14 protein-coding genes are annotated in these 13,328 nt (G+C 56.7%); 5 read left to right on the forward strand and 9 right to left on the reverse strand.

Features of this window, described 5'->3' with window-relative positions:
- Positions 1 to 68 precede the first annotated feature (68 nt).
- Complete coding sequence (locus PSJE_RS02995; protein ID WP_057714852.1) at positions 69 to 509, reverse strand: DoxX family protein; 441 nt, start codon at positions 507 to 509, stop codon at positions 69 to 71.
- A 198-nt stretch (positions 510 to 707) separates the two neighbouring features.
- Between PSJE_RS02995 and PSJE_RS03000 the strand changes: the two genes are divergently transcribed.
- A complete protein-coding gene (locus PSJE_RS03000; RefSeq protein ID WP_057714853.1) occupies positions 708 to 1,625 on the forward strand; it encodes a LysR family transcriptional regulator in 918 nt (305 codons plus the stop codon).
- A gap of 34 nt (positions 1,626 to 1,659) precedes the next feature.
- On the forward strand, positions 1,660 to 2,118 hold the full coding sequence (locus PSJE_RS03005) for a metallophosphoesterase family protein (RefSeq protein WP_090457877.1): 459 nt from the start codon (positions 1,660 to 1,662) through the stop codon (positions 2,116 to 2,118).
- Between the two features lie 20 nt (positions 2,119 to 2,138).
- On the opposite strand, the gene PSJE_RS03010 is transcribed toward PSJE_RS03005, so the two are convergent.
- Positions 2,139 to 2,597, reverse strand: a complete 459-nt coding sequence (locus PSJE_RS03010) for a winged helix-turn-helix transcriptional regulator (protein ID WP_090455179.1) — start codon at positions 2,595 to 2,597, stop codon at positions 2,139 to 2,141.
- 134 nt (positions 2,598 to 2,731) lie between these two features.
- Here PSJE_RS03010 and PSJE_RS03015 point away from each other — a divergent pair, with 134 nt between their 5' ends.
- Positions 2,732 to 4,009 (forward strand): MFS transporter, encoded by a 1,278-nt coding sequence (locus PSJE_RS03015; protein WP_224795388.1) that lies wholly within the window; start codon positions 2,732 to 2,734, stop codon positions 4,007 to 4,009.
- Here PSJE_RS03015 and PSJE_RS03020 read toward each other — a convergent pair.
- Both PSJE_RS03020 and PSJE_RS31505 read right to left on the reverse strand, forming a co-directional pair.
- Positions 3,968 to 4,399, reverse strand: a complete 432-nt coding sequence (locus PSJE_RS03020) for a GFA family protein (RefSeq protein ID WP_090455177.1) — start codon at positions 4,397 to 4,399, stop codon at positions 3,968 to 3,970. The genes PSJE_RS03015 and PSJE_RS03020 overlap by 42 nt on opposite strands.
- Positions 4,400 to 4,590: 191 nt before the next feature.
- Positions 4,591 to 4,821, reverse strand: coding sequence for a hypothetical protein (locus tag PSJE_RS31505; RefSeq protein WP_090455175.1), 231 nt, complete (start codon positions 4,819 to 4,821; stop codon positions 4,591 to 4,593).
- Between the two features lie 330 nt (positions 4,822 to 5,151).
- Between PSJE_RS31505 and PSJE_RS03030 the strand changes: the two genes are divergently transcribed.
- On the forward strand, positions 5,152 to 6,474 hold the full coding sequence (locus PSJE_RS03030) for a DUF1329 domain-containing protein (RefSeq protein ID WP_090455173.1): 1,323 nt from the start codon (positions 5,152 to 5,154) through the stop codon (positions 6,472 to 6,474).
- Between the two features lie 161 nt (positions 6,475 to 6,635).
- On the opposite strand, the gene PSJE_RS03035 is transcribed toward PSJE_RS03030, so the two are convergent.
- The 5 genes from PSJE_RS03035 to gabP all read right to left on the reverse strand — a co-directional run bounded on the left by PSJE_RS03035 (position 6,636) and on the right by gabP (position 12,209).
- A complete protein-coding gene (locus tag PSJE_RS03035; RefSeq protein WP_090455171.1) occupies positions 6,636 to 7,562 on the reverse strand; it encodes a 2-hydroxyacid dehydrogenase in 927 nt (308 codons plus the stop codon).
- A 42-nt stretch (positions 7,563 to 7,604) separates the two neighbouring features.
- The gene (locus tag PSJE_RS03040; RefSeq protein ID WP_090457875.1) at positions 7,605 to 8,408 is read right to left on the reverse strand and encodes a response regulator transcription factor; all 804 of its coding nucleotides are present in this window, start codon (positions 8,406 to 8,408) and stop codon (positions 7,605 to 7,607) included.
- A gap of 114 nt (positions 8,409 to 8,522) precedes the next feature.
- The gene (eutH, locus tag PSJE_RS03045; protein ID WP_090455169.1) at positions 8,523 to 9,755 is read right to left on the reverse strand and encodes an ethanolamine utilization protein EutH; all 1,233 of its coding nucleotides are present in this window, start codon (positions 9,753 to 9,755) and stop codon (positions 8,523 to 8,525) included.
- A gap of 81 nt (positions 9,756 to 9,836) precedes the next feature.
- Entirely contained in the window at positions 9,837 to 10,601 is a 765-nt protein-coding gene (locus tag PSJE_RS03050; RefSeq protein WP_090455167.1) for an SDR family NAD(P)-dependent oxidoreductase, read from the reverse strand.
- A 210-nt stretch (positions 10,602 to 10,811) separates the two neighbouring features.
- Complete coding sequence (gabP, locus tag PSJE_RS03055) at positions 10,812 to 12,209, reverse strand: GABA permease (protein ID WP_090455165.1); 1,398 nt, start codon at positions 12,207 to 12,209, stop codon at positions 10,812 to 10,814.
- Between the two features lie 463 nt (positions 12,210 to 12,672).
- Here gabP and PSJE_RS03060 point away from each other — a divergent pair, with 463 nt between their 5' ends.
- Positions 12,673 to 13,281 (forward strand): trimeric intracellular cation channel family protein, encoded by a 609-nt coding sequence (locus PSJE_RS03060; RefSeq protein ID WP_090455163.1) that lies wholly within the window; start codon positions 12,673 to 12,675, stop codon positions 13,279 to 13,281.
- The last annotated feature ends 47 nt before the right edge of the window (positions 13,282 to 13,328 follow it).

The following is a 13,328-nucleotide window of genomic DNA, read 5'->3' on the forward strand; positions in this document are numbered from 1 at the left end:
TCGATAATCGAAAAGAAGGGACAAAACATTTGCGCTGCGAGGGCGCGGGCCCTGCGCAGCATGGGGGATCAACGACGGCGAGCGTCGAGGCTGAAGCGACCGGCACCGAAGGCCACGATCTGCAACAGGCCACCGGCCATCGCGATGTTCTTGAAGAAGTGGATGAACTGGTTCTGATCGCCCAGTGCGTTATGGAACGCCAGTGCAGTGAACACGCTGAACACGGCCAGTACAGCGGCGACGGTGCGGGTACGGTAACCGGCGATCAATGCCAGGCCGCCGCCGATCTCTACAATGATCGCCACCGCCAGTGCCAATTGTGGAAAGGGAAGCCCGACCGAACCGATGTAGCCGACCATCATGGCCGGAGCGGCGAGTTTCGAAAAACCGGAAAGGATGAAGATTGCGCTGAGCAGTACGCGGCCGATCAACGAGGCCGAGGCTTGGGTCACATCGGAACGGCTCTGTTCAGAGGTGCTTGTTTGAGCGATGTTTGCAGAGGTCGTCATGGGGTATTTCCTTCAGTTGGCTTCGATTCGACAGGAACCGCCTTGGTGAGGAAATGTTGCCCTGCATCAGCTAATCTGAATAGCCGACTAATTTAGATTATTAGATTCGATTTTTTAGAAATGTATACCCATCCAACCGGTAAAGGAGAGATCAATCGTGCAATTATTCCGAGTGACGTCTGGATCAAGGAAACAGGCATGATCTCTGACCCGGGAACACCGACTCTGGACCAACTGCGGGTGTTCCTGACGGTTGTGGAAGTCGGCAGCTTCGCGGCGGCCGCCAGAAAACTTCATCGCGCCACTTCGGTTGTCAGTTACTCGATCGCCAACCTTGAAATGCAGCTCGGCGTGTCGCTGTTCGATCGCCAGACGACCCGCAAACCCCAGCTCACCGATGCCGGCCGCACGGTGTTGGCCGAAGCCAGGACCATCGCCAACGGTGTTCATGGATTACGCGCCAAAGTGAAGGGCCTGCTCCAGGGGCTTGAAGCCGAAGTTCATGTGGTACTCGATGTCATGCTACCCCCCGAGCGCGTAGTCGATGCACTCAAGTCCTTTCGCGAAGAGTTCCCGACCGTTGCCCTGCACTTGCACATGGAAGCCCTCGGCGCCGTCACTGAACTGGTGATCAACCGTGGCGCGATCATCGGCGTCAGTGGCCCCATGAACGAGGGCATCGACGGTATCGAAAGGATGGGGGTCGGCAGCGTCGAGTTGATACCAGTGGCGGCCCCGAATCATCCGCTGGCTTCAAGCGACGCGAATGTTCCGGGTGCCGGACGAGAGCACACGCAACTGGTGCTGTCCGACCGTTCGGTGCTGACCAAGGACAAGGACTTCGCCGTGCTCAGTAACCGCACCTGGCGCCTGGCGGACCTGGGCGCCAAGCACATGCTGCTGCGTGAAGGCATCGGTTGGGGGAACATGCCAGCCCCGATGGTCCGGGAAGACCTGGAGAGTGGCCGACTCGTGCAACTGAACATACCGGAATATAAAAGTGGGATTTATACCTTCGACGTCATCTACCGCACGGATTTGCCGCCGGGGCCGGCTGCGAGGTGGTTGATTGACCGCTTCGTTCAACAATGCTCCGCGCAGGAGACATCCGCTTGAACCTGGAACCAGAATGCATCTCGAGCCGCCCGCGATGAAAGTTGGCGTCATCTCCGACACCCACGGTTTGCTCCGCCCCGAAGCCATTGCCGCCCTGCAAGGCTGTGATCGCATCCTACACGCGGGTGACATCGGTAGCGAGGCGATCCTCGACCAATTGGCCGCAATCGCGCCGGTGGATGCGGTGCGGGGCAACAATGACCTGGACGCATCCTGGGCGCGGGAGTTGCCCGATTGTCTGCACCTGGAGTTCAACGGCTGGACGGTGCTGCTGGTGCATGACATCGCCGACGTGGCGGCCGATCTTGATAGCCGCATCAAGCTGGTGATCACCGGTCATTCGCACAAACCGTGCATCGACTGGCGCGGTGAACGGCTATTCCTGAATCCTGGCAGTGCCGGGCGCCGACGCTTCAAGTTGCCTGTCACCCTGGCGTTGCTTGAAGTGGTTGACCAGTCAATCGAACCGCGGCTGGTGTCGCTGCTCGACTGAATCGCCTTCAACCGTTCGATTCAAGACTCGCCGGCAACCACCCTCACTCTGTGGCAGTCGGACGGTCCAAGTTTTTGGCCGCTCGAGGAGCGAACTTCAATTGGCATCAGGGACTGGCCGTACTCATTGTCCAACAGCACTGAACGCGTCTCGTCCCCCGTGAACAGAAACCGTTCGCCCCACTGCCTCATACTGACCACCACAGGAAAGATCTCACGCCCTTTCTCCGTCAGGACGTATTCCTTGTAGGCACTTCCATCCGACGCCGGTTGAACGTCGAATACACCGACCTCAACCAAAGTCTTCAGGCGCAATGCCAGAATGTTCCTGGCCACCCCCAGGCTTTTTTGAAATTCGCTGAATCGGCGAATGTCGTCAAACGCGTCGCGAATGATCATGAGCGACCAACGATCCCCGATGGCTTCCAGTGTTCGTGCTACCGGGCATTCGCTGCTTGGCGATGAAGGGTCTACGACCATCGTGTTTACCTTTTGGATAACGACTGCCAAGTCCGTCGACCGGTCTTGAGCAATGTGGTTGCAATATGAAACCTGATTCGACAACAATGAATCCAGTTGCTAATTGAAACCAGTTTAGCGCCACGGAGGCTCACGTGAAAGCAGATACCGATTCAGCCACCCATCCTTTCCTCGCGCAGGCTTCGGGGCTGTCTGCGCAACTCACGTTTCTATTTTCTGTCACCTGCGCGCTTGCCGTCGCCAACGTCTACTTCGCACAACCCTTACTCGATTCAATGGCCCGCAGCCTTGATGTTGCCCCATCAATGATCGGGTTTGTGGTGACGGCGACTCAAGTCGGTTACGCGCTGGGGTTGTTGTTCATCGTCCCTCTGGGCGACTTGTTAAACCGAAAAGGGCTGATTCTGACGCAAATGCTGCTGTCTGCGATTGCGCTGGCGGGAGTCGGCGCCGCACAGCAATGGCTGACCCTATTGGGGGCCATGATCGCCGTGGGTTTGCTGGCAGTGATGGTTCAAGTGCTGGTGGCCTGCACCGCCGCGCTGGCAACGCCGTCACAACGTGGCCAGGCCGTGGGAACCGTCACCAGCGGTATTGTCCTGGGCATTCTTCTGGCGCGCTTCACCTCCGGTCTGATCGCCGATCTGGCGGGCTGGCGCGCCGTGTATTTCGTTTCATCGGGATTGATGCTGACCCTCGCGGCGGTGTTCTGGAAAGTGTTGCCTGCGGCAGTGACGCCACGCAGTCGATACACCTATCCGACACTCATCCGCTCGCTCCTCACGCTGTTCATGACCGAACCGGTGTTGCGCATCAGGGGCCTGCTGGCCTTGCTGATCTTCGCCGCTTTTTCCGTGCTTTGGACATCCATGGTGCTGCCGTTGAGCGCCCCACCACTGTCGCTTTCGCACACGGTCATCGGCCTGTTTGGCCTGGCGGGCGTCGCCGGCGCCCTTGCGGCCAGAAGATCCGGGCGCTGGGCCGACCAGGGTTTGGGGCAACGCGTCACCGGCATTTCGTTGGCGATCCTGACGCTGTCCTGGCTGCCCATCGCCTTTGCACAGTCGTCACTGATCGCGCTGGTTTGTGGAGTGGTCTTGCTCGACTTCGCCGTGCAGGCCGTACACGTCACCAACCAGAGCCTGATTTTCGCGGCACGGCCCGACGCCCATAGCCGCATGGTCGGCGCCTACATGTGCTTTTACTCGGTGGGCAGCGCGCTGGGTGCCGCCGCCGCGACGCAGGTTTATGCGCTATGGGGGTGGATTGCCGTCAGCTTGCTGGGCGCTTCGATCAGTGTGACGGCCCTGGTGCTGTGGTTGTTCACCTTCCAACTGTCAACGGGTCCCAAAGCCGACCACGCGCCTGAATCAAGCATTGACCTGCAACTCATGCAGAAGAAACCCCAGTGAATCCGGGGCTGCGCAATGACTTTTTGCCGAGCGTTGTTCATCCCACGACATCGCATCATCGGTGCAGAAATCTCCAGCACACTCCATGCTCAACTCGCCATCGAGAAGTCCAAGCGGAATCCAGTAGTAAGGCGTTTCGCGAAGAACATTAGGCACGGTCGAGCCACATCGTGAGCAAAAGTCATTTCTGTACCCGCTGGGTTTGAGCCACCCCGTGATCATCCCTTGCCCTTGCTCCCACCGGAAGTCGCGAGCGTTGACCAGCGTGGCAAGATTATGGCCAACCCCGGTTTGCTTGCGGCACAGGGTGCAATGGCAGCGATAGAAAAATCGGGGTTCAACCGCCAGGGAAAAACGTACCGCCCCGCAAAGACATTGCCCTGATGCCATGAGTATCTCCCTTGAAAAATGCTTCATCCGTATTTGCCGGTTAGTGGGTTGGTACTGGAAAAGGGGGACTGTCCTGTTACTGGCCCCCTGTTGCCACGTCGGCTTGGCAAAATGATAACCTTGGGCTTTTCCTGCCCCTATTTTACGCAGCTCCCCACTAGCCCCCCTGCATTTCAATGACGTTGAACCTATCAGTCGTCGTTGTCATCGCGATCACGGTAGCGACGGTGATCGCGATCATAGTCCCTGCGATCATAGTCACGGTCATAACCTCGATCATCGTCCCCTCTCTGGTCGTAACCACGTCGATGGTCATGATCGTGATATCGCCCGTACCGCTCTCCGTCATCCCAGTGCGGGCCGCACCCTCCCAACAAGACGGCGCTGGAAATGGCCACGATCAAGATTACTGCGCGATTCATATGAACGTCCTAAACGTCGGAAGTATGGAAGGGTCATGGCTGCTCGAAACCTTCGTCCGGGCAGTGTTCAGACATAGCTATGACCATTCGGTAACCCAATGATTCCGCTGAAAAATACAAACAAGTGACAGTCACTCTCCCATCGAATGCCCGACGAGACAGCCCGGGCCTGTCATCAATAGCCAAGGGGCTGTCGTCGAATGAAAAGCGCCCCTGATAAGGCGGCTATCTAATGGCAGTACTGAAAAAGTCTCTGGTGATGAGTCGACGTAAGCGACTGCTGCGCCTGAGTCACGAGTTGCCTGGTACGCCAGGCAGGAGAATAACAATATGACATTCGTGAAAAGTCTTCTGGCTGCCGTACCCCTCATGGCACTGGCCATCGATGCCCGCGCCTATGTATCGAGCCAGGAAGCCGCCCGGCTGGGCACCAGCCTGACGTGGGTGGGAGCCGAAAAGGCCGGTAATGCCGACGGTTCCATTCCGCCCTACAACGGTGGCCTGACCACTGCGCCGCCCGGTTTCAAGACCGGCGACAGCATGCGCCCGGACCCCTTCGCGGGCGAAAGACCGTTGCTGGTGATCAACAGCAAGAACGTCGAAGCTTACAAAGGCATGCTGACCGCCACCACTGTAGCGTTGGCCAAGCGCTACCCCGCCTTTCGCGTCGACGTCTATCCGACCCACCGCACGGCATCGCTCCCACAGGCGGTACTGGACAACAGCCGCAGAAATGCCACCAACGCCAGGTCCCTCAACGGCGGGATCGCCATCGACAATGTGATGCCCGGGGTGCCTTTCCCGATCCCGCAATCCGGTGCCGAAGCGATGTGGAATTTCCTGCTGCGCTACCAGGGCGTCAACATCCACTCCAAGTACGACTCCTGGAGCGTCGACACGGCGGGTGTACCGAGCCTGGCGGTCACCGGCGAGGCATTCGTCTCCTTCCCGATCTACGAGAACCTGTCGAAACCGTTCAACAGCTCCGACATCTACTATCAGTTGAAGCTGTCCTATACCGGACCTGCGCGCCGAGCCGGCGAGTCGATCATGCTCAAGAACGCGACCAACCCGGCGGAGTTCCCTGGCCGCGCCTGGCAGTACATGCCTGCCCAGCGCCGCGTCAAACAGATCTCGATCCTGGCCTACGACACCCCCAACCCCGGTACCGCTCGTGCGCTCGAGCTGTACGACTGGACGCTGGTGGGCAAGCAGGAAATGATCGTGCCCTACAACACTTACAAACTCACCTACGCTCGCGCTGCCAAGTCGCTGACCACGCCTGACTTCATTTCCCCGGACTTCGTACGCTGGGAAAAGCACCGTGTCTACGTCGTGGAGGGCAACCTCAAGCCGGGGGCGAAGCACATCTACCAGAAGCGCCGCTTCTACCTGGATGAAGACACCTGGGCCGCGGTGGCCTCCGATCAGTACGACACCAGTGGCCAGCTATACCGAGGCTCCTTCGCGTTCTTCAGCCAGAGCTACGACCAGCAGGTCCCGGACGCCACCCCTTTCATGACTTACGACCTGTCCAAAGGCACCTACAACATCAATGGCGTGGTGGGCCCCCATGGCGGCATCCGCTACATCGAGCCGCTATCGACGGCGCAGTGGGTGCCAGAATCCATGGCGGGTGCCGGTATCCGTTAGGTCCGCGGCGAAGCAACTCCCGATCATCCATGACCGATGAATAACAAAGCCCCCAGGTTCAAAAGAACCAGGGGGTTTGAGACTTCGGGTGAATGTTTTCGTGCAGATATGGAGCGATTGCAACAGGCCAACCGTAGCGTTTGTCCTTGAAAAACGGGACTCTAATAACCCTTGAAACGATCAACCTCATTCAAGAATGGTCTACCCTCTCGCTCTCTCTGAAGGTTCTCGACGATCACTGCCACACCCCCTTCAATCTGCACATCACTCGCGATGTGCGGGGTCAACAGTACTCGAGGGTGTTTCCAAAAAGGGTTGCCCGGGGACGCAGGTTCCTGTGCCAGGACGTCCAGCACTGCGCCTCCCACGCGACCTTCATTGAGCGCTGCAAGCAGATCTTGCTCAACCAGGTGGGCACCACGCCCCACGTTGATCAGCCCCGCTCCCTGAGGCAGTCGAGCTAGCGTTGCAGCATTGAGTATGCCCTTTGTTTCGGGGGTCAGCGGCAACATGTTCACAACGATGTCGCACTGAGCTAAAAACTCATCCAGTTGCCCAGGTCCGACATAACAACGCCCTCCAGGAACATCCTTCAAGGAGCGATTCCAGCCACTGAGTTGAAATCCCAATGGTTGAAGACGACCAAGCGCAGCTCGCCCCAGATTACCAAGCCCCATGACGCCAACTCGCCGCTGCGAACCAAGCACGATTGGCCTGGGTTGCCAGCGTCCTTCGCGTTGATCCTGCTGATACGCGAGGATGTCTCGATGCAGGGCAAGGACGGCAAACAAAACATACTCGGCCATGATGCCGGCCATCGAATCATCAACCAGTCGGACGAGCGAGACCCCTGCCGCCAAACCGGCCAGATCGAACTGATCGACGCCAGCCCCCGCAGCGTAAAGGACTCGAAGATTGCAAAACTGATCAGCAAATTTGGGGAGAGGCTCCCAGGCCAGGAGGTAACGCACCTCTGCCGGGTTACCTGCATCAGGCCATTCGCGGAACTCCAGTTCAGGCGCCATCGATGACAGGCAATCACGCCACTTCTGCGCATCGGCCGGGTCTGCCATGTACAGGATGCACATTGAAAGCTCCTTGTCCGCAATCGGGAAACAACCACTGTTTTTTCAGAGTGGCCCCGTCAGATAGTTGATGAACCGCCGAAAAAGCTCGGCGTTCGTGGAAATATCGAGGCGCTGGTAAATATTGTGCTTGTGAACCTTCACGGTGCCTTCCGATATGTTCAGCACGGCGGCAATCGACGTATTGCTATGGCCTTGCAGGATCAGTTTCGCGATATAGCGCTGGGTCTCCGTAAGCTGTCCCTGGAGGATGTGAACGAACGCATCTTCGGATCTCGCCTCGGTACTTACCGAGCCCATGTAAAAATCGCTGTGCTTGAGCCGGCAATGCAGTTCCAGCAACGAATTGATAACCGGTGCCAGTGTTTCCAGCGCATTCATTTCCCCGGTCAGGAAGGCTCCATTCCTGAGGTTCCTCATCATCGAATAAACGATGGCGACTCGTGCCTGGACGGGAATGATGAAGCCAATTTCTTCTATCAGCGTGCCATGCTCGGACGACACGCAGGGATGCAGATCCTTGGAGATTGAAAACCCCGAAGAAAAGAAACTGTCGGGTGCCAAATCCCTCATCCGCCAGAGGCCGGCTGGATGATTATTGATGCAAGCGACATAGAACGGGTCTAGCAGGTAGCCGCCTCGAATGTAGGCATTCAGCGTTTTCTCCGGCACCGACTTGTTGTACCCGTTGTGTATCAGGATGGGCGGGTGATTGAAGCGGAACAGATAGCCGCAGCTCATATCGAAGCCCAGGATACTTCTCAGCGCTGAATCAATGGACGCGCCCATCCGCTCCGAGCCCACGGCACTGATCAGGGTTGAGAGCATTTTCGCGTCACTGACTTTCATATTGACCACACTTGTTCTGCAAAAATGGAACTTCCCAATGGCGCAAATGTAAACGCACGACAGCATGCCAGGCCATCGTGCGTGACTTCGAGCTCAACCCGGGAACCGCAGGTCTCAGGTCAACTCAGGGGCAGCGCCGAGTCCACTCTCCTTGATGTCCTTCTCGCCCAGTTCCAGCGCCTTGGGCACCGCAAGCCAATAGGCAAGCATCATGCCGATCAGGCCGCCGCTGAGTTTGCCGATGATCAGGGGAAGAATGAGCGAAGGCTGGAAGTTGGCGGAGTAAGCCAGATGGTCGCCAAAGGTGAACGCTGCACAAACGGAAAAGGCAATCACCAGTACTTTGTCCTTTGGCGGCATATCGGCCACCAAGCGGAACATCGCCAGTATGTTAGCCGAAGCCGCGAGCAGACCTGCCGCGCCCATAGGAGAAAGCCCCAATACAGCGGCCACTTTCTCTATGGGCTTTGAAAGGAAACGCTTGATCAGGTAGACCATCGGGAAGGCACCGCACAACATGATGCCGACATAACCTGCGATTTCGAGCGCCCGGAATTGATCTTCCTTGTCGGCAATGATGGGGGCGAAACCCCAAGTGCCGAATACCGAACTGAAGAACGAGGTGAAGTACTCGACGATCGAGGCCACCAATACCAGGGTCACGACACCGTATACGACCTGACCAAGCCTCAAGAACAACAGCACCATCAGGTTCGGGAAGTAGCGCAATGCGGCGGCCAGTGCACCGCAGAACAGAATCAACGGCATCAGGTTCTGAACCAGCATGCCAAGATTGAAATGCAATGCCTGAGTGGCCTCGCCCGCCGTGGCAATGTCCGGCCTTACACCCAGTCCAAGAAACTGCATGCCCATTGCAATAATGATGATGCTGATCGGAATGCTCAGCAGGCCCGCCATGATGCCCAGCGCCATGTACTTGTGATCGGCCTTGTTGAGCATCGCAAGGCCAACGGGGATGACGAAGATCACGGTCGAGCCGGACTGGAACCCGGTTATCAGCCCCAGGATCCAGCCTTCGGGGCTTTGTGACAGGGCATGAGCCAATTGATACCCACCCAGATCAGAGGCAATGAATATCGGCCCGGCGATACCCGCATCCGCGCCCATGGAGAGAAACATCGGAGCCAGGACCTGGCTTATGAAACTGGAGATGAAGGGGATGGCGGCCATGATCCCTGCCACAGGCAGGAAGATCGGTCCAATGCTGTGGATACCTGCGTTGAATTCCTTTCCGAGTTCGGACTCTGCATTGACGATGGAGGCTATGCCGCCAACAACGGCGCACACCATGATGATATAAATGACATACGTACCTATATGTTCCATTGCTGCCTCTGCTATTTAAGAGTTTTTGTTTGGCAGAATTCAGGTGCAAACGAATTTATTATTGGTGGTCAGTGTTCCGGCTCAGAGCGCGGTGTATCCGTTATCGACGAAAAGATGCGTGCCGTTGACGAAGCTTGAATCATCGCTGGCCAGGAACAGAGCCGCAGATGCCACCTCGCCGGGCTCACACAGACGCCCCTGCATCGCCCCGATTGCCTCGTCGCTAGCGTCCACGCCAAACCGGCGAAGCAGATCAAGCTCGCGCTGGCCATGGGCGGTACTGATAAACCCAGGGCAAATGGCATTGCTGCGAATGTTTCGATCGCGGTACTCGACCGAGATGGCCCGCGAGAACATATGGCAGGCCCCTTTGGTGGTGCAGTACAAGACTTCCATGGGCGTACCGACCACACCGGAGATAGAAGAGGTGCAGATGATGCTGCCACCGCCCGACTCGATCATCCCCGGCAGGACAGCCTTGGTGACGAGGAACATGCTCTTGACGTTGATGCTCATCAGGCGATCCCAGTCGGCCTCGCTGGTTTCCAGGAACGGCCCGGCGGAAATCGTCCCGGCATGGTTCATCAACACCGTAATGGCGCCAAAGCGCTCCTCGGCTTGCCTGACAGCGCGATTGACCTGATCGGCCACCGACACATCCGCAGGCAGGAAACAGGCTACGCCGCCAGCCGCGTTAATCCGCGCGGCGACCGCTTCGCCCTGGCTGGTTGGCAGATCCAGGATCGCGACCTTCGCGCCCTCCCTGGCAAACAATTCCGAAACGGCCAGGCCACAACCCCCTGCCCCACCACTGATCAACGCTACTTTGCCTACCAGTCGACCCATTTTTGGTTTTCCTTATTGAAATCGAAGTGAAGTTTGCGATTTCAAGCTAAGTGCCAGCGACAGGACACGTCCATATATCGACCGATATACAAGACTTCAACCTATTGTTTTTACTTGTTTTTTAGTACTGAAAGATATCGAGCAGCGACGACTGGCTTGCCGTCGCTGCTCGATCAGGGGGGTTCAATCTCTAATGAATTACGACTTTGCTCAAGCGGACGACCAGGCCGTCTTTTGGGCGTGACGACGAGTATTCATCAGCCCCAATGCGATGATCACGATCGTCAAGGCCCCGGTAGAAAGCACCTCGCTACGGTGCGCGGGCATCGCGACCATGACGCCCAAGGCGAAAACGATAAAACCGATGACCAGCCACGTCAGCCAAGGGAACAACCACATCTTGAATTCGATCCGGGCACTGGATTTTTCCAGCTTCGCTCGCATGCGCAATTGTGAGAACGCAATCACCAGATACACCAGCAGGGCAATGGCACCGGAACTGGCGAGCAGGAACGCGAACACCTGCGACGGTGCAAAGAAATTCAATGCTGTTGTGGCGATACCGATTACCGTACTGGCGATCACGGCACCCCGCGGTACGCCGGCCGATGACGTGCGCTGTAGAAAGCCAGGCGCTTCATTACGCTTGCTCAGCGAATAGACCATTCGGGAGGAGATGTAGATCGCGGAGTTCAAGCAACTGGCAACGGCAAACAACACCACAATATCAACGATGGTTTTCGCGAAGGGTACATTCATGATCTCCAACGCTCGCTGATACGACCCTTGCACTGGCAGCAACGGGTCATTCCATGGCACCACGGAAATGATCACAAAAATCGAGAGCAGGTAGAAAATGCAGATTCGCCAGATGACCGACTTGGTCGCCCGGGCGATATTTTTAGCCGGATCCTTCGATTCCGCCGCTGCGATAGTGACCGCTTCCGTGCCGACGAAACTGAACATGGTGGTCAGCAACGCGCCGATGATGGCTTCCCAACCGTTGGGCATGAAGCCGCCGAACTCAGTCACTAGACGACTGACACCGCTGACTTCCCGACCGGGTAAAACCCCAGCAATGGCACAGGCTCCAAGCGCAATGAAGGAGACGATGGCTATCACCTTGACCATGGCGAACCAGAACTCGAATTCGCCGTATTTGGCGACGCTGAAGAGGTTCGTCAGGGTGAGCAAAGCGGTTACGCCTACCGCGAACACCCATGTTTCGACCTGAGGGAACCAGCTGTTGAGCACAACGCCAGCGGCAATGGCTTCAAGCGGAATCACCAACACCCAGAACCACCAATACAACCAACCAATGGTAAAGCCGGCCCAAGGTCCGATGGCGCGGTCGGCATAGGTGGAAAACGAGCCCGTATCGGGACTGGCGACCGCCATCTCGCCGAGCATTCGCATCACCAGTACCACCAGCAGCCCCGCCAAGGCGTAGGCGACGATCGCTGATGGCCCGGCTGCCGCGATGGCGTGGCCCGAGCCGATAAAAAGCCCCGCGCCGATGATGCCGGCAATGGAAAGCATGGTGACATGCCGCTGTTTGAAGCCAGCGGCCAGATTGTCATCCGTTGTTAGTTTGCTGTTAGTTGACATTAGTGAGCCCTTGTTATTTTTTTGGAGGCGAGCTGCCGTAATTCAGTGACTTGCAAATATGTTTGCAAGTATCAACTCTGAACTTTGAGAACAGCGTATTTCTAATGCTGTGGAACGTGAGGGTCAGGCTGGAAAGAACGAGATTTAAAAATCTGGGGTTTTATAGTCATGCATAATGCACCTCTTGTAATTTTAAGAATCATCACAATGCAAATCCTTATGACGGCCACGATGCTACGGCTTGCCCTGAGTCGCCGAATCGACTGGGTACGTCATTCGCTTATCTGTTTGCGACACAACGCCTCGCCAGCGCATCAATAAGAAACTTCCTGCACTAAGGCACTAGTTTAGAAAGACGCCCTTTAAAAGTTCAGTTATTGTTATATGTAACGAAGTCGAAATTCGCATTGTCTTACTCATCAACGCGGTTCTACTGCCGGGTCACCTGAGAAGGGAATAAAAGATGCTTTATCTTCAAGAAATGCTGGGTATTGCGGTGTTTTCCATCACAGGTGTGCTGGCCATCAAGAAAGCCGATGTCGATTTGTTTGGTGCTGTGGTGCTCGGAATCATCACGGCTATTGGCGGCGGTACCCTGCGCGATCTGTTACTGGATCTTCCGATCTTCTGGATTGCCGACTTCAATTACATTTGGGCCGCTTTGCTTGCAGCACTCCTGGCGTTTTTTCTGACCCAAAGACTACAACAGCGTTACCGTCTGTTGCTTTATCTCGATGGGTTAGCTGCAGCGCTGTTCGGACTGGCCGCTACCGAGAAAGTCCTGGCATTACATCTCGCAGCGCCATTGGCAGTGATGATGGGAGTGCTGACCAGTATTGGAGGCGGCATCGCGCGGGATGTCCTGGCCGGAAGAGTCTCACTGCTGATGTCACGTGACATTTATGCCACGCCAATTTTGCTGGGATGCACGCTCTATGTTCTGCTGCGCAACGTATTCCCCTCGATCTGGATCGCCGGCTGGATTGCGTTGATTTTTACCTTCGGCTTGAGGTTTCTCGCCATCTACAAGCATCTCCAGATGCCGGCGATCTTCTCCACCAAACAGGGCTAGCAAAGCAAAGACAAGACCGGCCCCTAATCCCCATAGAAGCGCTAGGG

This window comes from Pseudomonas jessenii (genome assembly GCF_002236115.1).
Classification (GTDB): Bacteria; Pseudomonadota; Gammaproteobacteria; order Pseudomonadales; family Pseudomonadaceae; genus Aquipseudomonas; species Aquipseudomonas jessenii.

Excerpts from the sequence above, each read along its gene's own strand:
- PSJE_RS03050 (WP_090455167.1), bottom strand. The coding sequence starts at position 10,601 with ATGGGTCGACTGGTAGGCAAAGTAGCGTTGATCAGTGGTGGGGCAGGG.
- PSJE_RS03005 (WP_090457877.1), top strand. The coding sequence starts at position 1,660 with ATGAAAGTTGGCGTCATCTCCGACACCCACGGTTTGCTCCGCCCCGAA.
- PSJE_RS03020 (WP_090455177.1), bottom strand. The coding sequence starts at position 4,399 with ATGGCATCAGGGCAATGTCTTTGCGGGGCGGTACGTTTTTCCCTGGCG.
- eutH (WP_090455169.1), bottom strand. The coding sequence starts at position 9,755 with ATGGAACATATAGGTACGTATGTCATTTATATCATCATGGTGTGCGCC.
- PSJE_RS02995 (WP_057714852.1), bottom strand. The coding sequence starts at position 509 with ATGACGACCTCTGCAAACATCGCTCAAACAAGCACCTCTGAACAGAGC.
- PSJE_RS03035 (WP_090455171.1), bottom strand. The coding sequence starts at position 7,562 with ATGTGCATCCTGTACATGGCAGACCCGGCCGATGCGCAGAAGTGGCGT.
- PSJE_RS03010 (WP_090455179.1), bottom strand. The coding sequence starts at position 2,597 with ATGGTCGTAGACCCTTCATCGCCAAGCAGCGAATGCCCGGTAGCACGA.
- PSJE_RS03000 (WP_057714853.1), top strand. The coding sequence starts at position 708 with ATGATCTCTGACCCGGGAACACCGACTCTGGACCAACTGCGGGTGTTC.
- PSJE_RS03040 (WP_090457875.1), bottom strand. The coding sequence starts at position 8,408 with ATGAAAGTCAGTGACGCGAAAATGCTCTCAACCCTGATCAGTGCCGTG.
- PSJE_RS31505 (WP_090455175.1), bottom strand. The coding sequence starts at position 4,821 with ATGAATCGCGCAGTAATCTTGATCGTGGCCATTTCCAGCGCCGTCTTG.
- PSJE_RS03060 (WP_090455163.1), top strand. The coding sequence starts at position 12,673 with ATGCTTTATCTTCAAGAAATGCTGGGTATTGCGGTGTTTTCCATCACA.
- PSJE_RS03030 (WP_090455173.1), top strand. The coding sequence starts at position 5,152 with ATGACATTCGTGAAAAGTCTTCTGGCTGCCGTACCCCTCATGGCACTG.
- gabP (WP_090455165.1), bottom strand. The coding sequence starts at position 12,209 with ATGTCAACTAACAGCAAACTAACAACGGATGACAATCTGGCCGCTGGC.